This window comes from Mesomycoplasma molare (genome assembly GCF_024918955.1).
Lineage (GTDB): Bacteria > Bacillota_I > Bacilli_A > Mycoplasmatales > Metamycoplasmataceae > Mesomycoplasma_A > Mesomycoplasma_A molare.
On the sequence record NZ_CP103423.1, the window covers coordinates 505,445 to 530,168 of the forward strand.

The window sequence follows — 24,724 nt, forward strand, 5'->3', positions numbered from 1 at the left end:
AAAATCAAGTGCACCACTATAATGTAAAATTAAAAAGTGGTTGCACTTGATTTTTTAAATAAAAAAACACTCTATAAAAATTTAAGACAACATACTTTTTATTGAAAGGACCATATGAATTATAATACAACAAAGCATTATTCGCATTTAAATGCTGAAAAAGATTTTTAATAGAGAAATTGTTTTATAAAAATATTCAATTAGACAAATTGCTAATTTTCTTAATGTCAATCACTCAACAGTGTCAAGAGAATTAAAAGAAATTCAAATTTTTACGGATTTTATGATCATTTAATAGCAAATGAAAAAGCCAAAATAAGACATAAACATAAAAGATTGTTTTTCTTTTCTCAAATGGATGATTATAAAGAATTTAGCAAACTTATTAAAGATAATTTTAACAAAGCAACATGCGGAATAAAAATGACTTACAACTTAATAAAAGAAGGTATTAAAAATATTAAAATCCCTTCGCTAAGGACTGTTTTTAATTGGATTAATACAGGAAAATGAGTATTAACTAATAAAGATAGATTAAGAAAGCACTATACAAAAGGCGGAAAAAGAAAAAATAACGTTATTGAAAGACTTGTGCAGTCAAATTATGTATTTCCTATTTGAGCTAGACCAAAACATATTGATTTAAGAGAAACATTTGGGCATTGAGAGGGTGATTTAGTTATAGGTAAAAATCCGCAGGGCATTCTAGTCTTTTAACTTTAGTGGAAAGAAAAAGTAGGTTGGGAATAATTGTAAAAGTTTCAAGTAAGAACCCTTTTACATTAATAAAGTTCTTTATGAAAGAATAAATACACTAGAATTACCCGTTGAAAGTATTACTTTTGATAATGGAATTGAATTTAATGCGGTTGGAATATTAGCAAAAAATTAGGAATTAAAATTTATAAAACCGATAAATACGCTTCTTTTCAAAGAGGAACTAATGAAAATTTTAACGGACTTATAAGAAGAGTTTATAAAAAGGGACTGATTTTAATAAAGTCTCTCGAGAAGAAATATTAAATCTTGAAAAAGAATAAATTTTATGAATAGAGACATACTAGAAGGAAAATGCGCTTTTGACATATATGAAGAAGAAATAGAAAAATTAAATAAATATTAATTAAAACTATTAAAAATTACAAGATTATTACAAGAAAATAATGAAAGGGTCGAAAAATTTCGCCCCATAATTTTTATTAACTTTATTAATAAAAACCGCTTTACAAGCGGAATTAAAAGAAGGGGATATCCCCTTCACTCCTTTAATAGTAAACAGGGAGTATAAAATATTATAAATTGTAGTACAATGTTTTTATAATAAAAACTACTGGTGCACTTCAATTTGCATTTTAGGAAACCACATAATTGTGGTTTTTTTAAAACTTTAAAATTTTTTCTTAGGAATATAAATATAACCATCTAGTGCAACTACATCAGAAATTGATATAAATGCCTCTGAATCTATTTTTCTTACATCTCTTATTATTCTATTTACTTGCCTAAATAAAGTTATTGTTGTAACTATATTTATTTTTTTAGAAGAATAACCACCATGACCATGAAACATAGTTATTCCAGTTACTATTTTTTTATCGAAAACCAAAGCTTTAGCTATTTCTTCGGAATTAAAAATAGAATAAACTTCTATTCTGACTAATTTAAATTTAGGATACAATTTATTTAAAGTTATTACATAAATTACATTAACTAATATTGTGGCTATAAAATTGGGAGATAAATATAGTTCGAATGTCCATGCATGCTTAGAAATTTCTTTGGCTTCAAAAATTGAAGAATTTTTTACCTCACTAAGTAATAATGAACCAGGTAATCAAGATCCTATTAATACACTAATAAAAACAATAACAATATTAATATAACCACTTATAGTGCCAAATGATTTCCTTTTTTCATTCGCATATCATTCACCTATTATTCCAGTTACTCCAGCTGTTCCACCTATTATTTGAATTAAAGCAAATATCCACGCTAATATATATCCATAAACTATAGAGAATACAAATAAAGCTATAATATTCCCTCCATCACTTCAAAGCAAAGGAATAATAGAACTTAATTCTTTTTTATATTCAGGCAATGATTGATAAATAGAAATATTCAAAAAATTCCCTATTATAAATATATTATTTATTCCAGGTATTAACCCTAATAAAAAAGACGTAAAACTTGAAACTAGTAAAAATAAAATGGTAAGATTTACAAATGTTTTTCCTACTTTTTTATATCCGAATATAAAAATTGGAATGCTTAAAAATATATAAAAAATTCAAAAAATAAATTGTTCTATTATATTTCTTGTTGTCTTCGTTACTTGTTCTTCTTTTAAAAGAACAGATATTAACTTTGATAATGATTGCCCAAATGCCGCTAATCCAAAATTGTAAATACCAACATTTTTCACAAAAAATACACTTATAATACCAAAAAATATTGCAGTAAATATTACAATTAAAATTATTTTTCACATTGACATATTTTTATAAAAAATATTCATTTTTAAACCAAAATTGGACATTTTAGTTCTATTATAAACAGTATTTTTTTTAAATAAACATTCCTTAGATGATAATTGCTTTTTATCCATATTTATAAATTTTATACTTTATTATTTAGATTCAAAAAAGTATTTAAAAAAATTATTTTCTATTTCTTTTTTGTTTAGAATGTATATTTTTTATTTTTTTATCTAAGAAACTTTCTTTTTTATGTTTTTTATTTTTATTTTTTATATTTTTTATGATAACACTAGGTTCAGGACTTAATTTTATTTCTTTTTTAATCGATTTACTGTTAGCGAAATACTCAGCTAAAATAGTTGCTAATTCTTCTGTATTGAAAGTTTCAAGCAATTTATCTTTCAAAAAAGTATACTTAGCATTTTTATTTTTTTCTAATATTTTATATGCGTTTTCAAAAATTCTTTTTTCTCAAAGCTCTTTTATAAGAGAATCTGCGGGAATATTTATTTCTTCTATTTCGGATTTAGTTTCTATAGCAATTCTTTCCATGTGAAGTAGTTCATTATCTTTAACAAAAGATAATGAATAACCTTCTCTTCCGGCTCTTCCTGTTCTACCTATTCTATGGGTATAATATTCTATTTCTTGTGGTAAATCAAAATTTATAACTCACTGAACATGATCAACATCTATTCCTCTAGCCATAACATCAGTAGCCACTAAAATAGATATATCTTGCTTTCTGAATTTATCCATGACAAATTCTCTTTCTCTTTGTTGCATATCTCCTTGAATACCCATAGCTTTAAAACCTAATTCTCTTAGAGCGTTACTTAATTCATCAACTCTTCTTTTAGTTCTACCGAATATAACAGTTGATTCCGGCTTATAAAAATCTAAAAATTTTATTAAATTATTTAATTTGGATGATTCTTTCATAACAACATAATCCTGTTTTATAGAACCACTAGTTGACATACCATCAGATATATTAATTACTTCTGGATTTTTTGTTATTATTTCACTTAAATTTTTAGTTTTTTTATCGAAAGTGGCTGTAAAGAAAAAATTTTGCCTGTCTTTAGGTATAAAATTTAATATTTCTTTTATTTCTTCATAAAATCCTACTTTTAATAATTCATCAGCTTCATCTAATGTTAAAGATTTTAGACTTGATAAATCTAAATTTAATTTTATTTTCTCACTTGTCAAAATATCAATTAATCTTCCTGGTGTAGAAATTAAAATTTGTGGTTTTTCTTTTAAATATTTACTTTGCTTATCGTAAGATACTCCACCTACAATTAAAGCCGTTTTTATTTCTGTAAATACTTTTGTGAATTCATTTATTGTTGAATATATTTGATTAGCTAATTCTCTAGTAGGCGCTAAGATAAGATGTTGAATTCTTGAATTTGTAGTATCTGTATTCTCTATTATAGGTATAGAAAATGCCGCTGTTTTTCCTGTTCCCGTTTGTGCTTGCCCTATAATATCTCTTCCTGCTATTGCCTTTTCTATAACAGCTTGTTGTATTGGTGTCGGTTTTGTATAACCCAATTCCTTTATGGCCATTTCCATTTTTTTACTTATATTTAGTGTTTTAAATCCCATATTTTCCTATTCTTAAATTAATTTTACTAATGATTTTAATCATCTTATTTCTTTAATATTTAATTTTCTAAATTGTCCTTTTTGTAAACCTATGTGAGTTAGTCCTGCAAATTCAATTCTGTTTAAAGATCACACTTTTAAATCAAACAATTCAAAAAGTTTTTTTACATGATGATAAGTACCTACTTTTAAAGTAACTATATAAGATTTTGTATCCACTTTTTTAACTTCTTGCTTCGAAACGACTCCATCAATTTTTACTTGATCACTATTTAAAAAAGATAATTGATTTTCAGTTAACGGTCTATTTAATCTGGCTTTATATACCCTAATAATTTCATACTTAGGATGCAATAATCTTTGAGTTAATTCTCCATCATTTGTCAAAATAATTGTACCTGTAGTATTATAATCCAATCTACCTACAGGGAAAATAAACCTATTTTCATCTATTAAATCGGTAATAACTGTTCTATTTTGAGGATCCTTTAATGAACATATAACTTTTTCTGGTTTATTCATTATATAATAAACTTTTTCTTGTTTTGAAATAACTATTCCATCAACTATTATTTCATCATTAAAACTCGCTTTATCGCCTAAAGCTGCTAATTCTCCATTTATAATAACTTTTTTATTTTTTATTAATTCTTCTGCGCTACGACGCGAAGCAATCCCTGCTTGAGATATGAGTTTTTGAACTCTTTCTTTTTTCATAATCTTCATTATATATTAATTTCTAAAATTAAAAAATAATAAGCAAAATTTATAAAGGTTTTTTATCTAAAACCTCTGAAATATTTTTTAATTGATTGTTTTGTAATTCAAGATTACTAACTTGTAATTTCATTTTTTTTATTTTTTCTAATAGTTCTTCGTTTTTTAGCTTATATATTTCAATTATTTCATCCTTTTTTTTATTTTCTTCTAAAACATTATCAATGAAATTATCAACTTGAGTAGGATTGTAACCATTTATAACAGTATCAAACTTTTTTTCTTGTATATTTTTAATAAAATCCTTATTATTCATATTTAATTAATTTCCTTAAATTTATTTAAAATAATACCATTAGCTACTGCTACATTTAAAGATTCAAAATTTATACCAATATAAATGTTTTCATCAATCATTTTTTTAATTTGATCACTTATACCATTGCCCTCATTACCGAAAATAATTGCAAATTTTTCTTTATTATTAGTGATTGTCGCTAATTCCTTACTATTTTTATTTAGAATTGTTCCATAAAAAAAATATTTATCCTTTAGATTTTTTAAAATCAATTCTAAATTATTAGTTTGAACTATATTCAAATGAAAAAATGCACCTTGTGATGATCTTATTACCTTTTCATTATAAACATCAACTCCTTGAATTATTAATGAAAAAAAACCAAAAGATAAACAATTCCTTAAAATTGTTCCTAAATTACCAGGATCTTGAATATTATCTAATACAACAATTCTATTATCAGTTATATTTTTTACTTCTTCCCGCTTTTTACAAATAGCAATAAAATCTTGAGGGTTTTTATTAGATGATAGTTTTTTAATTATTTCTTGAGTTACATATGTTATTTTTATATTTTTTATGAAAAATTCTTCATTTGAAGTTAAAATTTCAACAACAATTTTTTCTTTTAAAGCTTCTTCTATAATTTTTCAATTTTCTATTATATATAAATTGAATTTATCTCTATATTTTTTTATTTTTAATTTTGCTAATTTTATAATATGCTCATTTTTTACGGATGTTATTTTCATTTAAGAAGTAATAAAATCCTTTCCTTTTTGTTGTTCAAAAACAGAAAGACCCTTAAAATTTAATTGTCTTAATATTTCATATCCTACAATTGAAACAGAATTAGCGAGATTAATTGAACGATTTTTTTCTACCATAGGTATTCTTAAACAAGCGGATAAATCTTTTTGCAAAATTTTTTTTGGTATTCCTGTTGATTCTGTTCCAAACATTATAAAAATTTCTTTATTTTTATTTTCTATTTTCAAAAAATCCACATCACTATATGTTTTTAAACCATATCTTGTGATATAAAAAATCTTTTTATCATGATACTTTTTTTCAAATTCTTCATAATTATTGTGTATTTCGTGCCTAATATCGCTTAGTCTTTTGCCTGCCGCTGGTCTTTTTAATCATTTTGGTTCTAAATCAAAAGCAATAGGTCTAATTATATGTAATTTTGCTCCTAGCGCAAAACAAGTTCTTATAATATTACCTGTATTAGGACTTATTTCAGGTTGATATAATATTATATTTAACATAGTTTCCTTTCGTGTATTTTATTTTATAGAGTTTTGATTTTTAAATTTAGAAAATTTTTCGTACTTATTTTTTTTGATTCTTATCTCTTTTGGTTTTTCAAATTTAAAACAAAGTGTGTATTCTCCTTTTATTGTTGAAGGTAAATTTTGCATTATATCTTTTGGAGAGCCAAAATAGTGTTTTTCATATAATTTAGTAATTTCTTTTGATAAAAATATTTTAACATCGTTTCCAAAAACTTTATCTATATCAATTAAAGTAGAAATTAATTTATGCGGTGATACATATATTATATAAATACCTTCATTTAAATTTTCTAATTGTTTTGTTCTTTGACTACTTTTATCCTTTAAAAAACCTAAAAAAGTAAAATGACCATTGAAAGGAGATAAAACATAAGAAGAAACAAAAGAAGAAACTCCCGGAATTAGTTCGAGTTGAATATTTTCTTCATAACACTTTTCAATTAACCAAAAACCAGGATCACTAATTTTCGGCATTCCAGCATCACTAACTAAAGCAATTTTTTTTCCTTCATGAAATAAATTAAAAATTTTGCTTATCATTTCTTTTTCATTAAACTTATGATAAGACAATAATTTTTTATTTTCTATTTTAAAGTGATTTAGTAATTTACTAGTAACACGAGTATCTTCGCAAAGAATTATTTCCACTTCTTTAAGTGTTTCTAAAGCTCTAAGAGTTATATCTTTTAAATTCCCTATAGGTGTACCTATAATAAAAATTTTGTTATTAAACATTTTTCAAAATAATTCCTTTTAATCTTATTAAAAAATTAGTTTTTTGTAATTCAAAATTTATAAAATATTTTTCTTTCTTTTTTAATTCAAAAATTTCTTCTATTATTTTTAAACTATTATCTGTATCTAAATTAAACATTTTATTAGCTTTTTTAATTTCCATTTTAGTAAAAAAAATATTTTTTTCATCAAAATAAAGTATATTCTTAATAGTTTCTAAAAGTAAATCCAGTATAAAATCATTATTATCTTTATTTCAATTATTAAATAAAAAAATAAAATAATCAAAAACTTTTTTGTTATTAATTATTTCTTTGTATTTTTCAATTAAAGTAGAATAATTTATGTAAATATTTTTTAAATTTTCTTTCATTACTTCTTCAGAATTATTAAAAATTTTTAAAACAATAGATCTAGATTTAATGGTTTTTAAAATATTTTTGTCATTTAAAGTAGTCATTATTATTAATGAACTATCATTAGGTTCTTCTAAAAATTTTAATAAAGAATTTGCTATAGTATTATGATAATTTTCTATATCATTTAATAGCAAAATTGTTTTTTCTGAAGTATTATTACTTAAAATTCTTAATGCATCTTTTAATTTTTCTTTTTCTATTTCATCTTTACTGAAAGAAATTATTTTATTTTCTATATTTTTATCTTTAAATTTTTTAAATATATAATTAATCATTTCTTGAATTAAATTCTTATTTGAAGCGCTTATAATAATGGAATGAAAAAAAATATTCTTTTCAAAGAAATTGTCTATGATTTTTTTACTTTTTTTCATTTTCTACTTTACTTAAAATCATATCAATATGAATCTTCACTTCCTGAAAAACATCTTCTACTTCTTGTGAAGCATTTATAATTATAAAACGGTCATTTTCTTTTGCCGCTAAGTCTTTATAGCATTCATAAACAGTTTCAAAAAAAGCTTGATTATTTTTCTCCATTCTATCAGCATTCCCTTTATTAAAGGAAAATAAACGCTTTTCCGCTTCTTTCATTGGTAAATCAAAAAGAAATGTATATTTAGGCTGAGTATTTTCTGTTATTAAATCATTTAAGTCTTTAATTTTCTTAACCCCTATACCCTTTCCTGCTCCTTGATATGCAACAGAAGAATCTATATATCTATCACAAATAACTATTTTATTTTCTTTTAAAGCTGGCCAAATAATTTGTTCCAAATGCAATCTTCTAGAAGCTAAAAACAATATAGCTTCCGTCATTGGATCAAAATTATTATCTTTATCTAAAATTAGTTCTCTAATTTTTTCAGCCTCTTTTAAGTTATCTCCTCCAGGTTCTCTTGTAAAAATAAAATTTAAATTTGAATATTTTTCTAAAAGATATATTTTCAATTTTTGAATTATCGTTGATTTACCACTACCATCAACACCTTCAAATGTTATAAACATTTTATTTTACTTCCTTTCTGTTATTAATAGATTCTTTTATAGATAAAGAATCCATATAATCTATGGACGAACCTATAGGTATACCAAAACTAATTTTTGATATTTTTTTATTAATCTCTTTATTTAATTTAGAAATTAATAAATTTGTAGCAGCTAACCCTTCTATAGTTGGGGATAAAGAAATTATTATTTCATCAATATTTTTTGAAAAATCTATTATTTTTTTAATATTATTTTCGATTTCTTTTTCATCTTTTATATTATATATAAAATACTTACCTTTAAAAATGGAACTATTTTCTATTTTTAAAACTTCGTTGTTATTTTCTAATATTAATAATTGTTTATCTCTAGATGGATCTAAACAAAAATCACATTGTTTATTTTTAGAAATAAAATTACAAGTTATACATTTGTTTAAATTTTTATTTACATTTATTAAAGAAGTCGTTATTTTTTCTAACTCTGAAAAATTTAAGTCTAAAATATAAAAAGCTATTTTTTCAGCTTGTTTTTTAGTAATTCCTGGGATTTTTTTTAAATTTAATATTAGTTCATCAAATTCTGATCCAAACACTTTCTATAACCCCATACCGCTTGATGGTGCACTTTGTTCGTGTTTTTCATTTATCTTAGCAATTAATTCATTTATCGCTAAGATAATTACATCTTCTAGTGTTTCTTTATCTTCCGGATCTACTAAAGCTTGATGGATATTAATAGATTTTAAAGTTCTATCTCCATACATTTCTATTTTTATACCTTGTTTTTCTAATTCAAATACCGTTTCATTCAACTCTTTTATTTTTCTTGTATATTCTTCTTGCATTTTTTTTGCTTGTTTCATCATTGCTTGTATATTCATATTTTTCTCCTTTATTATTTTTTATATTTTTCTCCGAAAATTTCGAAAATTTTTTCTTTTTCTAATTCTTCTAAGGTTTTTGTTTGTATTTCTGGTAATTCTTTAAATAAATCAGGTAGCATTTTCGTCTCTTCTAATCTTTTTCATTTTTCTGTACTAGATAAATATAGTTTTTTAGTTATAGCAAAAAAATATATCTCTTTTCCGAAAATGGATTTTAACAACTCCTTAAAATCTACTTCTTCTTTTGCGCTATTTAAATTTCAAATCGATTCATTATTTTCTTCTTCAGCTGACAATAGAATAAAATTATCAGATGCAGCTATAAATTTCATATCATATAATCAAGATATATATTTACTATATTTTGAATCCATAGAGTAAAGTTCAAATTCTTTAAATTCTTCTTTCCTTTTAGAAGAAATAGTTTTACCATTTAAATTAGTTTTAATAAGACCAAAAAGATTAATAATTTCATCTATAGAAAGTAAATCATCTTTAATGATTTTGTTAATATTAAATTCTTCTGTTTTTATAGTTGGTATTTCTTTTTCTTCTGTGAATAAATTAAAATCAGATAAAAGATTTATTTCATTAGTTTCTAGCGTATTCTTTTTATTTTCTAATATAACTTCCTCTGTATTTATTATATTTTCATTATTAAATTCTTTTTCACCTATTAATTCATTATCTAATAAAATTACTTCTGTTGTTTGATTTATTATTTCAGTGTCTGATAATTTATTTATATCATGAGAAAAAATTGATGTAATATTATTTATATTTTCTACATATTCATTTTCTTCGGATTTTAAATTTTCGGTAAAAATATTTACTTCATTAGTTACATCTTTGGCACTAACAACATCTTCATTTTCCTGAAAAAATATATTTTTAAAGACATTATTAGTTTCAACTTTTTTATTTTCTAAAGAATGCAATTCAAAATCATTTCTATTATCTGGTATAACTTTGGCAAAAGAAAATAAATTATTTAAATCATGTAGATTTTCTTTTTTATCTTTTTCTATTATATCTAGGTCTTTTATTTCTTTTGGTGTTTGTATTTCATTTAAAGGTTCTTTAACTTTTTCTTGTTCTAAGCTAAGAAGTTTTAAAAATAAAATTTCTAGAAATAATTTACTATTTTCAATATAATAATGATCTTTATGTGCATTTTCTAAGATGCTAATTAATTTAAAAGCATTATTTATAGAAAAATTGATTTTTTTTACCTCTTGTTCATCTAATAATTCTAAGTTTTTTATTTCATTAGTCTTTTTAAAAATTATATAATCTTTCAAAATTAATAAAAAATTGTTTATAAAACTAGAAATATCTAATCCTCTTTCAAATAAAAAACTACTTTTTTTCAAAAGTAAATTTGTATTATTATTTAAAATAAACTCTATTATTTCTAAATAATCTTCTGTAGAAACTAAAGAAAAAACTTCATTTAGTGATTTTAACGTTATATTATTATCTGAGTAAATTATTAATTGTTCTAATAATGATAAAGCATCTCTTAAACCACCATCTGATAACTTTGCAATTTTTTCAATTGCTTTTATTTCAAAAGGAATTTTTTCTTTATCCAAAATTTCTATTATTTGACTAATAATAACATTATAATTTATTTTAGAAAAATTAAACTTTTGAAGTCTAGATAAAACTGTTAATGGTATTTTTTGAGGATCAGTTGTTGCTAAAATGAAAACAACATGTTTGGGTGGTTCTTCTAAAGTTTTTAATAAAGCATTAAAAGCTGCTTTTGATAACATATGAACTTCGTCAATTATATAAATTTTGAATTTTGAATTAATGGGTAAATTTTGAATTTTTTCTTTTAAATTTCTTACTTCTTCAACCCCGTTATTTGAAGCAGCATCCATTTCGATTATATCCAATTGTTTTTCAATGTTTAAAACACATTCGTCACAAGGATTATATTCATTTGTTTTATCTAAACAATTTATTGCATTAGCAAAAATTTTAGCTACAGTGGTTTTACCTGTTCCCCTAGGACCAGAAAATAAATAAGCATGTGATATTTTTTGATTTTTTATAATATTTTTTAATGTTTTTATAATAAATTCTTGGCCTTTTACTTGATCAAATGTTTTAGGTCTATATGTTCTGTATAATGCTTTATAATGTTTATTTTTCATTGTAATATAATTTTAATATAAAAATATTTTTTTAAAAGTGTTAAATAAATAAATTATCAAGTTTTAATTTTATAAAAAGAAATAAGAAAAAAATTCCAAATAATGGAATTTTTATTAATTATTAATTAGTTAAAATTATAATTTTGAAATATGTTTTAGAACTCTTACATATTGACTAACATATGATAATTCATTGTCGTATCATGTGTAAATTTTGTATAAATTTTTACCATCTACTGACATTACTTTTGTTAAAGTAGCATCAAAAATTGATCCTTCTGTTGAACCGATAATATCAGATGAAACGATAGGTTCATCGGTATATCCGAATGATTCACTTGAATTTGCTTTCATTGTTTTATTAATGTCTTCTACTGAAGGTGATTCTTTTAATTCTACAACTAAATCTACAAAAGAACCTGTAATAGTTGGAACCCTTAAAGCAATACCATCTAATTTTCCTGATAATGAAGGAACAACTAATCCAATAGCTTTTGCTGCTCCAGTTGAAGAAGGAACTATATTTGTAGCAGCAGCTCTTGCTCTTCTTAAGTCTGAGTGAGGAGCATCTTGTAATCTTTGGTCAGCTGTATAAGCGTGAATTGTTGTCATATAACCACGTTCAATTCCGTAAGCTTTATCTAGAAAATGAACAACTGGAGCTAATGCGTTTGTTGTACATGATGCAGCAGAAACAATTGTATCTTCTTTTGTTAATATTTGGTGATTTACATTATATACTACAGTTTTTAAATCACCTGAAGCTGGAGCAGAAATTAATACTTTTTTAGCACCGGCTTTTAAATGTTTTTCTGACGCTTCTTTAGAAGTAAAGAATCCTGTTGATTCAACAACAACATCTACATTTAATTCTTTTCAAGGTAGTAATTCTGGATTTCTTTCAGCAATAATTTTGATTTCTTTTCCATCCACTATTAAGCTACCATCTTTAACTTCGATTGAACCTGCAAATCTTCCGTGTGCAGAATCATATTTTAATAAATGAGCTAATGTTTTAGCATCAGTTAAATCATTTATAGCAACAACTTCAAAGTCATTTTTATATAATTTATGAATAGTTCTAAAAACTAATCTACCGATTCTTCCAAATCCGTTTATAGCAATTTTTTTCATTTCTTCCTTTCAATAAACAATAAATATTTTTTGCAAATAAATTATATTACTTTTAATTAAAAAACATAATTTTTTCGTATTTTATTTGAAATAAAAAAAACCATTTTTTAAATTTTTTATAAAAATATAAAAAACTTAAAAAATGGGGCGGATGACGGGGATCGAACCCGCGAATGTCGGAGCCACAACCCGATGCGTTAGCCACTTCGCCACATCCGCCAAATAATATATAAATTATACAACATAAAATTAAAGTTACAAAATTTTTCAATATAAAAAAATATTTAGAAAAGTCTCTAAATATTTTTTTATATCATTTTACTATTTTTTATTATCTAAAATAATGCTTTTAATTTTTTCAAAACTTATTTGATCATGAACATTTTCATTATAAGAAAAATCTATAACTTTATTTTGATCGTTAATAACAATAAATCCTCTATCTAATAAAAAAATTTCATCAATCAAAAAACCATATTTTAATCCAAATTCTCTTCTTTTATAATCAGAATAAATTTCTATATTAGGTAGCATATTAACAGATTTTCATTCAGCAATAGCGCTTGGTAAATCTAAAGAAATAGAAATAAATCTAACATCTTCAAACTCACTAGCTAGTTTGGAAATTTCTTTTGTTTGTTCATCACATACTCTAGTATTAAGAGAAGGAAAAACAGAAATTACAGTTAATTGATTAAATTTTTCTAATTTTACATCTTCAAACATTGTATTTGTTGCTGTAAATGAAATTTCTTCTCCTAATTTTAAAAAGTTTTCATTTTTTAATAAAGAATATTCCTTTTGTTTAAATTTAGTAATCATTTTTTACCTCTTTAATTAGTTTATTTATTAAACCTTTAAATTTTAAACTACTTTTTTAAAAAATAAAATTTTAGCTTCGGAAGATGAGAAATTGTAAAAAATCATATTTTTCACTTAATTTATTTTCAAAATAAGAAAAAAGTTTGAACTATTATTTTCTTTATTAGAAAAAATGAGTGTAAATCCTTTTTTTGAATTTTATCAATTATTTCTTCTTTTTCTATATTAATATATAATTCTACTTCAGTTAATTCATTAAAATTATAAATTTTTTTAATAACTCGTTTATTTTTATAAAATTAAAATTTTGAGTCTTTTCGTAATTTAAAAAGAAACTAATAAAATTATTTTAATGATAGAAAAATCATAAAAATATTTTCTTTTTCAAAAAATAAAGAAAGGTCATTTTTGAAAAATAAAATCATTTCTTTTTCAGAATAATTATTTTCTAATCTTTTTAAAACGGTTTCTAGATTAAAAACCATATCTAACTCTGTATTTAATTTTATTTTATATTTTTTTAATTTTTTATTTAAAAAATGTGTTATTAAAAAAAATAATTCATAGTTATTTAGTTTTCTATATTTTTTCATTTCTTTAACATAGAAAGTTACTTTTTCTTTTTCATCATCTAAATCTACTAAAAGATCTGGTTTTTTAAAAAACGAAAAATACACTAAATTTAATCATTTAAGTTTGAAAAAACTCATTTTAGAATATATAAATTTAAAATCTAGACGACCTATTAATTTTTCCTGAAATTTTTTAACATCAGAATTACTATTTAAAAAACCTATAGATAACAGTTTTGTTTCTTTTTTTCAAAAATAAAACTCTTCTATCATTTTATTTATATATTCTTCTTCTATTTTTTTTCTTTTTACAATTGTGAATGTTGATTGTTTATTAATATTATTTTCTATTTCTGTAAAAATTTTATTTAGAAAAATATTCTGTAATTTTGCAAAAACATCATTTTTTATAAAATTGAAATTATGATCAAAAATAGAAAAATTAACTTCTTGTCGAAAATTATTCGTTGAAACATAAAAAGAATAATCAAATTTAATTTTTTTAGCAATAAAAGAAAACAAAGAGAAAGAAATGTGTTCTTGTTGTTTAGTTAAAAATACTTTTATTTTATCCTCTTTGCTAAATGTATTTATAATTTGCTCAAGAAATTTTAAAGAAAATTCATCACTATCAGAAGAAATAAAAATTTTTAATTCACTTTCTTTGTTTAAATCAATAAGAGAAAGTATAAGTTTTCTTATTTCTTTAAAATTTACAATATTGAAAAAAATAGTTTTTTTTATTCTAAAATAACTAGTTTGATTTATCGAAAAATCAAATATATTATTTTTTATTGGATCCATTATTTTTCCTTTTTTTTGGCGAAATTTACATATGGCGGAGGTTAAAGGAATCGAACCCTTACCAATGGGTTTGGAATCCATTGTACTGCCATTATACTAAACCTCCATTTACTTATTTTTAATATAAAAAATAAAAAAACCCTTTTTAAGGGAGAATAGTTCTTTCAAAACTGAATAGCAATTTATTACTCAATTAAATTAAATACCTAAGAATTTAGCTATTAAATCAATCAATTTATTAGTATTGGTTAGCTCAATGTATTACTACACTTACACACCCAACCTATCAACCTCATCGTCTATAAGGAATTTCAAGGGAACATTAATCTCTGAGGAGGCTTCCCGCTTAGATGCCTTCAGCGGTTATCCTTTCCGTATTTAGCTACCCAGCTATGCTTCTGGCGAAACAACTGGAGCACCAGTGATACGTCCGCTCCGGTCCTCTCGTACTAAGAGCAGCTCTCATCAATATTCCAACGCCCACATCAGATAGGGACCGAACTGTCTCACGACGTTCTGAACCCAGCTCGCGTACCGCTTTAATTGGCGAACAGCCAAACCCTTGGAACCGACTCCAGCTCCAGGATGCGATGAGCCGACATCGAGGTGCCAAACCTTCCCGTCGATGTGATCTCTTGGGGAAGATAAGCCTGTTATCCCCGGGGTAGCTTTTATCCGTTGAGCGACGGCCATTCCACAATGTACCGCCGGATCACTAAGTCCTGCTTTCGCACCTGCTCGACTTGTAGGTCTCGCAGTCAATCACACTTTTACCTTTGCGCTCTTCATATGGTTTCTGACCATACTGAGTGTAACTTTGAACGCCTCCGTTACCTTTTAGGAGGCGACCGCCCCAGTCAAACTACCCACCACGCACTGTCCCCCTCCCAGATAATGGGAGCAGGTGAGAAAATCAATATAACAAGGGTGGTATTTCAAGGTTGACTCCATAAGAACTAGCGTCCTTACTTCAAAGTCTCCCACCTATCCTACACATGTTAGACCAATTTTCAATACGAAGCTATAGTAAAGCTCCACGGGGTCTTTTCGTCTTGATGCGGGTACCCAGCGTTTTCACTGGGACCATAATTTCACCGAGTCCAATGTTGAGACAGTGGGGAGATTGTTACGCCTTTCGTGCAGGTCAATAATTAGTTGACAAGGAATTTCGCTACCTTAGGACCGTTATAGTTACGGCCGCCGTTCACCCGGGCTTCATTTCACTGCTTCGCATAAAGCTTACAGCTCCACTTAACCTTCGGGCACTGGGCAGGCGTCACCCCCTATACATCGTCTTGCGACTTAGCAGAGAGCTGTGTTTTTGATAAACAGTCACCCCCCCCATTTTACTGTGGCCTACTTAATGTAGGCATCCCTTCTTGCGAACTTACGGGATAATTTTGCAGAGTTCCTTAACATTGGTTTTCTCGCTCGCCTTAGAATACTCATCTTGGGAACGTGTGTCCGTTCTCGGTACAGGTTCCTATAAAATTAACGCTAGAAGCTTTTCTTGGAAGCATGAAATCATATAATTCGTTACTTGATCTCTCTTTCACTATGCATAACATCTCAAAGTTATGATGACCGGATTTGCCAAATCATCCTTCTTAATGCTTACCCCACAATCCAATAAGTGGTAATACTATCCTTCTCCGTCACTCCATCACTTTTATAGGAAGTATAGGAATATTAACCTATTATCCATCGACTATGCTTTTCAGCCTCATCTTAGGTCCTGACTAACCCTGGGTGGACGAACCTTGCCCAGGAAACCTTTCCCAATAGGCGTCGGAGATTCTCACTCCGAATCGTTACTCATGCCGGCATTCTCACTTCTAAGTACTCCACTAATTCTTACGATTTAGCTTCACCGCCACTTAGAACGCTCCTCTAACGTACTTTCGTACCCGTAGCTTCGGTATTATGTTTAGTCCCGTTACATTATTGGCGCAAGATCTCTTGACTAGTGAGCAATTACGCACTCTTTAAATGATGGCTGCTTCTAAGCCAACATCCTAGTTGTTTATGAAACCTCACAACCTTTCTCACTTAACATAATTTTGGGACCTTAGCTGACGATCTGGGTTGTTTCCCTCGCGACCACGGACGTTATCACCCATGTTCCGACTGCATAGTAATACACACTGGTATTCGGAGTTTGATTATAGTCAGTACAGCTAGGCGCCGCCATTCCATATTCAGTGCTCTACCCCCAATGTTTAACACTACACGCTAGCCCTAAAGCTATTTCGAGGAGAACCAGCTATCTCCAGGTTCGATTGGAATTTCACCCCTATCCACAAGTCATCCGGGCACTTTTTAGCGTACTACGGTTCGACCCTCCACTTAGTTTTACCTAAGCTTCAGTCTGCTCATGGATAGATCACCTGGTTTCGGGTATATATCAACATACTATAATCGCCCTATTCAGACTCGGTTTCCCTACGGCTCCGTTTTTTTCCACTTAACCTCGCATGTTAACATAACTCGCCGGCCCATACTGCAAGATGTACGCCATCACTCATTAACGAGCTCTGACTAATTGTAAGTATACGGTTTCAGAATCTATTTCACTCCCCTCTCGGGGTTCTTTTCACCTTTCCCTCACGGTACTGTTTCACTATCGGTGTCTGGTTAGTATTTAGCCTTACCGGGTGGTCCCGGCAGATTCAGACAGGGTTTCACGTGCCCCGCCCTACTCAGGATACATTCAAGAGAATTTATTATTTCGTTTACGGGGATATCACCCTCTATGTCAAAGCTTCCCAACTTTTTCAACTATAATAAATTTTTGTAACTCTATATAGAATGTCCTACAACCCCATCAAAATGATGGTTTGGGCTCTTTCGCTTTCGCTCGCCACTACTAACGAAATCATTATTTATTTTCTTTTCCTGTTGCTACTAAGATGTTTCAATTCACAACGTGTCTCGCCTTTATAACTATGTATTCATTATAAAGCAACTGAAGTTTATTCAGCTAGGTTCCCCCATTCGGAAATCCCCGTATCATAGCTCAATCCAGCTCCACGAGGCTTATCGCAGGTATTCACGTCCTTCATCGACTTCCAGACCCAAGGCATCCACCATATACTCTTACTTATTTAAAAGCTAATATAACTTATTTATTAAGCCTATTGTTTTTGATTTGTATTTCTAAGGTATCTAATTTAATTCTAACTTTTTACAGTTAGACTCGGTTTTTGTATTGTAATGTCGTTGTTGAAATATTTAAAAAAAATATTTGCTATTCAGTTTTCAAAGAACTATTTTGAAAGTTAAATCTTTCAAAACTAAGTGCAAAACTCTTTGGCTAAGCCCATAATATGAATTATTAAAAATTATAAAATGCCAAATTATAAAAAGATGTCTATGTACTCCGTAGAAAGGAGGTGATCCATCCCCACGTTCTCGTAGGGATACCTTGTTACGACTTCACCCCAGTCATCGGTCCTGCCTTAGACAGTCGTCTCCGAAGTTAACTAACCGGCTTCGGGCATTACCAACTCCCATGGTGTGACGGGCGGTGTGTACAAGACCCGAGAACGTATTCACCGCAGCGTAGCTGATCTGCGATTACTAGCGAATCCGACTTCATGAAGTCGAGTTGCAGACTTCAATCCGAACTGAGATTGGTTTTTTGAGGTTTGCTCCATGTCACCATATTGCTTCTCTTTGTACCAACCATTGTAGCACGTGTGTTGCCCCACTCGTAAGAGGCATGATGATTTGACGTCGTCCCCACCTTCCTCCTGGTTACCCAGGCAGTCTCTCTAGAGTCCTCAACTTAATCTAGTTACTAAAGACAAGGGTTGCGCTCGTTGCTGGACTTAACCAAACATCTCACGACACGAGCTGACGACAACCATGCACCATCTGTCACCTTGTTAACCTCCGCTATATCTCTATAGCATTGCAAGGGATGTCAAGAGTGGGTAAGGTTCTACGCGTATCTTCAAATTAAACCACATGCTCCTCCGCTTGTGCGGGTCCCCGTCAATTCCTTTAAGTTTCACTCTTGCGAGCATACTACTCAGGCGGATCATTTAATGCGTTAGCTGCATCGGTAAATTCTCTACCAACTAATGATCAACGTTTACGGCGTGGACTACCAGGGTATCTAATCCTGTTTGCTCCCCACGCTTTCGTTCCTCAGTGTCAATATACAACCAGTTAGCTGCCTTCGCCTATTGGTGTTCTTCCTAATATCTACGCATTCCACCGCTTCACTAGGAATTCCGCTAACCTCTTTGTAATTCCAGTTTGCCAGTATCCAAAGCGGGCTGGAGTTGAGCTCCAGTATTTAACTTCAGACTTAACAAACAACCTACGAACTCTTTACGCCCAATAATTCCGGATAACGCTCGCGACCTATGTATTACCGCGGCTGCTGGCACATAGTTTGCCATCGCTTTCTAACAAGGTACCGTCAGTTTTAAGGCATTTCCTCCTTAAATTTTTCTTCCCTTGCAACAGCAGTTTACAACCCGAAGGCCTTCATCCTGCACGCTGTGTCGCTCCATCAAGCTTTCGCTCATTGTGGAAAATTCCCTACTGCTGCCTCCCGTAGGAGTCTGGGCCGTATCTCAGTCCCAGTGTGGCCGTACAGCCTCTCGGCCCGGCTAAACATCATCGCCTTGGTAGGCCTTTACCCTACCAACTAGCTAATGTTCCGCACCCCCATTTCTAAGTGAAGCTTTAAGGCTTCTTTTAATTTATCATCATGCGATAATAAACCGTATTTGGTATTAGCTACTGTTTCCAATAGTTATCCCAATCTTAAAGGTAGGTTAGGTACGTGTTACTCACCCATTCGCTACTAAGTCAGTGCAAGCACTGCTTCGTTCAACATGCATGTATTAGGCACACAGCCAGCGTTCATCCTGAGCCAGGATCAAACTCTTGAAATTGATTTGTGTGTAATTATGGTTTTTGCACTTAGTTTTGAAAGATCTAAAATTCAATTTGCATAAATTCAAAATGCAACAATTATTATACTATATTTTTTAGTAAAAACAAAATATTTTTTATTTAGTATTGCATTTGCAAAAAGAATGCTTTATTAGTATACATCATTTTCACAAAAAACAAAATATTTTTTATTTTTATTTTTTTAATATCTAAATTTCTATCATTTCGAATCTATTAGGATTAGTTTTTATTGCCTCTGTAAGTTTATTTTTAAAAGAATTTGGATTATTATTTGTTTCAAAACCAAAATAATCATATTCATTTGAAGCTAGTAAACCAAAACCGTATCCATCATCTCCGGTATTTTGCATAAATAACGCTACCATATCTCCATTTTCATCATAAACAACACTTCCAGAACCTCCGGAAATTAAATCATAAGATAATCCAAATTGTTTATTATCATATTGAATAAAAGTTCTAAAATTACCATATTTTATAAATCTTTGATCTTGATCACTCAATTGCATTTTTTCAATTCTATTTATAACATGTTCTCTATATCTTCTTCCAGAAAAACCTGCATGACTATCTAGAGGAAAACTTGATAAATATAATTGAACATAATTATTTGGTTCAATATATTTTGTTTTTTTACTTAATTTTAATGCTTTTAAATTTTTTCAATTTTCTAAATAATCAATTATTAGTTTGTTATTTAATCTTTTTGCATTTTCTAAAATAGGAGCAATATCAATGATTGATATCGAAATATCAGCATGTCTACGTGCATCACTTTCTTTTGTTCCGTCTCTTTTTGTTTGGTCACTTGATTCTCAAAAGTTAAATACAAAATTATCTTTATTAACGTTAATAGATATTTCATTATCTGCGTTTCTAACTTTAGAATCATCAAAACTAGGAATTAAGAATTTTTTTAGAACTTGAGAATTACTTCAATTATTTTGAAGAATATCACTAACATGTCTATTTGTAATAAAGTAATATCTTTGATCGCTATCATCATTAGGTTTAACTTTAGAAAGCATTGTAGAAGTACCTCCTCCTACAACAAATACTCTTTTTCTTATTTCATCAAAAGGTAGATTACTCTCAGAAGGTAAAATTATTTTTCCAGTATTATTTCTTAAAGGATTATTTATATCTTTAGAATAAAATTCGCCATTAGAAGAAAGTTTTGCACTTAAATCATCTTCATAAATTGGAGATGATAATGAAAAGTTTTCATCTTCACTATCTAAGGTTAAATAAGAAATGTCTATTATATGATTATATTTTGAAACAAAAATATTGTTAGAATTGATTTCGTTTGAATTATCAGTTAAATGCAAGTTTGAAGATAAATTAGGATCAATTCTTAAGTTAAAAACTAAATTATTATTTTGATCAATATAATAATTGAATTCTATTTTATTTGAAATAGAAAATTCTTTTTTTCAAATATCGCTTGGACTATTTTTATTAATTAATAATTCTTCTAGATCTATATTGATTCTAGAAGAGATTGAACTAGAATTAGATCAAGAATTTCTTGGAGTTTCTTTTAGATCTAGTGTAATACCTATTTTTTTATTGGTAAAAGGTTTTGATAAAAAATTATTAATATTTAATGTTAAAGTTGCTTCCTTTTTATTTTCATTAATTATAACCTCTTGATCTTGAATGAAAATTGGCATAATTTTATTAACATATTTATATAAATTACTATTTTCTTTAAAATAAACATTTAAATCAGGAATCATTTCCAAGAATTTTGTAGGATTTAATTCTCTAGTTTCAAAATCTTTATAAAAATTAGCTCACCTAGGAAATTCTGTTGCAAAACTAGAATTTCCCTGAATGCAAAATCAAGTGCACCACTATAATGTAAAATTAAAAAGTGGTTGCACTTGATTTTTTAAATAAAAAACAGCCCCCATAAAAATTTAAGACAACATACTTTTTATTGAAAGGATCATATGAATTATAATACAACAAAGCATTATTCGCATTTAAATGCTGAAAAAGATTTTTAATAGAGAAATTGTTTTATAAAAATATTCAATTAGACAAATTGCTAATTTTCTTAATATCAATCATTCAACAGTGTCAAGAGAATTAAAAAGAAATTCAAATTTTTACGGATTTTATGATCATTTAATAGCAAATGAAAAAGCTAAAATAAGACATAAACATAAAAGATTGTTTTTCTTTTCTCAAATGGATGATTATAAAGAATTTAGCAAACTTATTAAAGATAATTTTAACAAAGCAACATGCGGAATAAAAATGACTTACAACCTAATAAAAGAAGGTGTTAAAAACATTAAAATCCCTTCACTAAGGACTGTTTTTAATTGGATTAACACAGGAAAATGAGTATTAACTAATAAAGATAGATTAAGAAAGCACTATACAAAAGGCGGAAAAAGAAAAAATAACGTTATTGAAAGACTTGTGCAGTCAAAGTATGTATTTCCTATTTGAGCTAGACCTAAACACATTGATTTAAGAGAAACATTTGGGCATTGAGAGGGTGATTTAGTTATAGGTAAAAATCCGCAGGCCATTCTAGTCTTTTAACTTTAGTTGAGAGAAAAAGCAGATTAGGAATAATTGTAAAAGTTTCAAGTAAAAACCCTTTTACATTAATAAAGTGCTTTATGAAAGAATAAATACACTAGAATTACCTGTTGAAAGTATTACTTTTGATAATGGAATTGAATTTAATGCGGTTGGAATATTAGCGAAAAAATTAGGAATTAAAATTTATAAAGCCGATAAATACGCTTCTTTTCAAAGAGGAACCAATGAAAATTTTAACGGAATTATAAGAAGGGTTTATAAAAAGGGACTGATTTTAATAAAGTCTATCGAGAAGAAATATTAAATCTTGAAAAAGAATAAATTTTATGAATAGAGACATACTAGAAGGAAAATGCGCTTTTGACATATATGAAGAAGAAATAGAAAAATTAAACAAATATTAATTAAAACTATTAAGAATTACAAGATTATTACAAGAAAATAATGAAAGGGTCGAAAAATTTCGCTCCATAATTTTTATTAACTTCATTAATAAAAAACCGCTTTACAAGCGGAATTAAAAGAAGGGGGATATCCCCCTTCCCCCTTAATAGTAAATAAGGGGTATAAAATATTGTAAATTGTAGTACAATGTTTTTATAATAAAAACTACTGGTGCACTTCAATTTGCATTTTAGGAAATTCTGTTGCAAAACTAGAATTTCCCTGTATTTCTTGTGTTAATTTACTTATTGAATCAGAAAAATATCTTTTTACAATAGTTTCATTATTTTGGTTTTTTTCTAAAACAACATTTTTTGGGAAAGTTTCAAAATCAAATATTTCTTTAGGATTAGAAATATTTCCTTGTCTTGTTAAATTTGTATTTACTAATTGTTTAGGTTTTATAAAAGTATAATTTTCTCTTGTTAGTTCAAATTCAAACTCGTTAAAACTTATATTTTTTAACTTATTTTTAATAGAAGCGACTAAATAAACATTGTTTTTTTTAATATTATTAGGTAATTCAAAAACGAAACCTTTGTTTTCTGGATTATAAATTTTATTACTTATTTCTATTATATTATTTAGATTATTTTTTGATGCAATAGATAAAACAAATTTATAATCTTCTAAATTACCTTCTATACTATTATCAAACTTTGCTAATATAAAGTTTGATTTGTTACTTTTATCTTTAACTAATTCTAAAGAAGAAAATTCTTCAATTTCTCTATCTTTTGTTCTAAAGTTTCTTTCTTTAGTCTCTATGTTAAGATTATTGTCATTTAATTTTATTTCATCAATTATATAATTTGTTCCAACTTTTAAATCAGGCAACATTATTTCTATTAAATTTGTTTTAGAAACATAGTCATTGTAAACTATTTCTCTAGTAATTTCGCTACCTTTTTCTTTTAAAATTATTTTAAAAGTTTTATTACTTTCATTTTTAAGATCATGATGACTAAAAGATAAAATTAATTTAGCACTAGTTTTTTCAATATCACTAATAACAATATTTTCAATTACAAAATTATCGTTTTCTATTATTTTTTCTTCTTTTATAGTAGATGTTGTGAATTTATAATCTAAAATTTTAGAATTAATAATTATTTTTTCTGTTTTTTTATCTAAGTATAAATCTACTATTTTTAATTCTTTAGCATCGCTTGACAATAGAGAATCTAATTCAAATAAAGCGGTTTTATCATCTTTGATTAAAGATTTTATTTCAATTTCTTCTTTTGTTCTGACATTTTCTAATTTTAAAACTATTAGTTCGTTTGTGAATTCATTTATATTAAATCTAAATAATAATTTTTTAATATCATCTCTTTTTTCTTCTAAAGAAAAATATTCAACTTTTAAAATTTCTTTTTTGATTTTAAAAGTTAAATCGTGATTTTTTAAAATTAAATTTTTTTCATTAATTTTTATTTCACTTAATAAATAAATAGTATTTACCTCTAATTCTTCAATAGAAAACTCTAAAATATTGTCATTTAATTTACTTTCTACTATAGAATTATTTAATACCTGTTTTTGAACGTTTTTTTCATTTTCTTTAATATAAAAAATGTCAATCAATTCTTTTTTTAATATTGAGTTGTTAGAATTTTTAATTTTTAATTTGAAATTGAAAGAATTATTATTTCCCTTTGCTATTTCTACTTTTTCTAAAATATATTCCTCTTTTTTTTCATCAGTTTTTGGTGCTAGATTGTTTTGAGAATCATCATTAATTTTAGTTGCACATGACAAAATTGAAATAGAAAAAACCGGTATTGATAAATGGGATAATATGTTTTTTAGTCTATATTTTTTCATTATACTCACTTTAATG

General features: G+C 26.9%; 17 protein-coding genes, 2 tRNA genes, 2 rRNA genes and 2 pseudogenes. 2 read left to right on the forward strand and 21 right to left on the reverse strand.

Translation table 4 applies throughout. The features are described from left to right. Positions 1-114: 114 nt before the first annotated feature. Positions 115-1,123, forward strand: a pseudogene (locus tag NX772_RS04040) (IS30 family transposase). 264 nt (positions 1,124-1,387) lie between these two features. Here the strand turns inward: NX772_RS04040 and NX772_RS02330 are convergent. From NX772_RS02330 to NX772_RS02425, 20 genes are all read right to left on the reverse strand, one after another. After that, positions 1,388-2,608 (reverse strand): DUF2179 domain-containing protein, encoded by a 1,221-nt coding sequence (locus tag NX772_RS02330; RefSeq protein ID WP_051542203.1) that lies wholly within the window; start codon positions 2,606-2,608, stop codon positions 1,388-1,390. A 52-nt stretch (positions 2,609-2,660) separates the two neighbouring features. Continuing rightward, complete coding sequence (locus tag NX772_RS02335; protein ID WP_051542205.1) at positions 2,661-4,097, reverse strand: DEAD/DEAH box helicase; 1,437 nt, start codon at positions 4,095-4,097, stop codon at positions 2,661-2,663. A 12-nt stretch (positions 4,098-4,109) separates the two neighbouring features. Continuing rightward, positions 4,110-4,814: a pseudouridine synthase gene (locus tag NX772_RS02340; protein WP_027123527.1), complete on the reverse strand. Its 705-nt coding sequence runs from the start codon at positions 4,812-4,814 to the stop codon at positions 4,110-4,112. A 49-nt stretch (positions 4,815-4,863) separates the two neighbouring features. Next, positions 4,864-5,130: a DivIVA domain-containing protein gene (locus NX772_RS02345; protein WP_027123528.1), complete on the reverse strand. Its 267-nt coding sequence runs from the start codon at positions 5,128-5,130 to the stop codon at positions 4,864-4,866. 2 nt (positions 5,131-5,132) lie between these two features. Next, complete coding sequence (locus tag NX772_RS02350) at positions 5,133-5,864, reverse strand: TrmH family RNA methyltransferase (RefSeq protein ID WP_027123529.1); 732 nt, start codon at positions 5,862-5,864, stop codon at positions 5,133-5,135. Further along, the gene (locus tag NX772_RS02355; RefSeq protein ID WP_027123530.1) at positions 5,865-6,386 is read right to left on the reverse strand and encodes a tRNA (cytidine(34)-2'-O)-methyltransferase; all 522 of its coding nucleotides are present in this window, start codon (positions 6,384-6,386) and stop codon (positions 5,865-5,867) included. A gap of 18 nt (positions 6,387-6,404) precedes the next feature. Continuing rightward, complete coding sequence (gene rsmI, locus NX772_RS02360; protein ID WP_036450290.1) at positions 6,405-7,148, reverse strand: 16S rRNA (cytidine(1402)-2'-O)-methyltransferase; 744 nt, start codon at positions 7,146-7,148, stop codon at positions 6,405-6,407. After that, positions 7,141-7,941 (reverse strand): hypothetical protein, encoded by an 801-nt coding sequence (locus NX772_RS02365; RefSeq protein WP_027123532.1) that lies wholly within the window; start codon positions 7,939-7,941, stop codon positions 7,141-7,143. Before NX772_RS02365 ends, rsmI begins: the two co-directional genes overlap by 8 nt. Beyond that, positions 7,928-8,575 carry a dTMP kinase gene (gene tmk, locus NX772_RS02370; RefSeq protein WP_027123533.1) on the reverse strand — a complete coding sequence of 216 codons (648 nt, stop codon included), beginning with the start codon at positions 8,573-8,575 and terminating at the stop codon, positions 7,928-7,930. Before tmk ends, NX772_RS02365 begins: the two co-directional genes overlap by 14 nt. Position 8,576: 1 nt before the next feature. Further along, entirely contained in the window at positions 8,577-9,152 is a 576-nt protein-coding gene (locus NX772_RS02375; protein ID WP_027123534.1) for a toprim domain-containing protein, read from the reverse strand. Positions 9,153-9,155: 3 nt separating this feature from the next. Continuing rightward, positions 9,156-9,440: a YbaB/EbfC family nucleoid-associated protein gene (locus tag NX772_RS02380; protein ID WP_027123535.1), complete on the reverse strand. Its 285-nt coding sequence runs from the start codon at positions 9,438-9,440 to the stop codon at positions 9,156-9,158. Positions 9,441-9,454: 14 nt separating this feature from the next. Continuing rightward, positions 9,455-11,608, reverse strand: coding sequence for a DNA polymerase III subunit gamma/tau (gene dnaX, locus NX772_RS02385; protein WP_051542207.1), 2,154 nt, complete (start codon positions 11,606-11,608; stop codon positions 9,455-9,457). A gap of 135 nt (positions 11,609-11,743) precedes the next feature. Next, positions 11,744-12,742 (reverse strand): type I glyceraldehyde-3-phosphate dehydrogenase, encoded by a 999-nt coding sequence (gap, locus tag NX772_RS02390; protein ID WP_027123536.1) that lies wholly within the window; start codon positions 12,740-12,742, stop codon positions 11,744-11,746. Positions 12,743-12,885: 143 nt separating this feature from the next. Beyond that, positions 12,886-12,961 (reverse strand) — tRNA-His (locus tag NX772_RS02395). Between the two features lie 102 nt (positions 12,962-13,063). Continuing rightward, entirely contained in the window at positions 13,064-13,564 is a 501-nt protein-coding gene (locus NX772_RS02400; protein WP_027123537.1) for a redoxin domain-containing protein, read from the reverse strand. Positions 13,565-13,908: 344 nt separating this feature from the next. Then, positions 13,909-14,940: an MAG5620 family putative phospho-sugar mutase gene (locus tag NX772_RS02405; RefSeq protein WP_259429344.1), complete on the reverse strand. Its 1,032-nt coding sequence runs from the start codon at positions 14,938-14,940 to the stop codon at positions 13,909-13,911. A 32-nt stretch (positions 14,941-14,972) separates the two neighbouring features. Then, positions 14,973-15,046: transfer RNA gene (locus tag NX772_RS02410), tRNA-Trp, on the reverse strand. A 111-nt stretch (positions 15,047-15,157) separates the two neighbouring features. Next, a 23S ribosomal RNA gene (locus tag NX772_RS02415) occupies positions 15,158-18,050 on the reverse strand. Positions 18,051-18,325: 275 nt separating this feature from the next. Then, positions 18,326-19,850, reverse strand: a 16S ribosomal RNA gene (locus NX772_RS02420). The 16S and 23S rRNA genes sit together here with 1 tRNA gene alongside, the layout of an rRNA operon. A 210-nt stretch (positions 19,851-20,060) precedes the next feature. Continuing rightward, complete coding sequence (locus NX772_RS02425) at positions 20,061-21,614, reverse strand: hypothetical protein (RefSeq protein WP_259429345.1); 1,554 nt, start codon at positions 21,612-21,614, stop codon at positions 20,061-20,063. A gap of 216 nt (positions 21,615-21,830) precedes the next feature. Here NX772_RS02425 and NX772_RS04045 point away from each other — a divergent pair. Then, positions 21,831-22,841: pseudogene (locus NX772_RS04045) on the forward strand (IS30 family transposase). A gap of 205 nt (positions 22,842-23,046) precedes the next feature. On the opposite strand, the gene NX772_RS02440 reads toward NX772_RS04045, so the two are convergent. Then, on the reverse strand, positions 23,047-24,708 hold the full coding sequence (locus tag NX772_RS02440; RefSeq protein ID WP_259429347.1) for a hypothetical protein: 1,662 nt from the start codon (positions 24,706-24,708) through the stop codon (positions 23,047-23,049). Positions 24,709-24,724 lie beyond the last annotated feature (16 nt).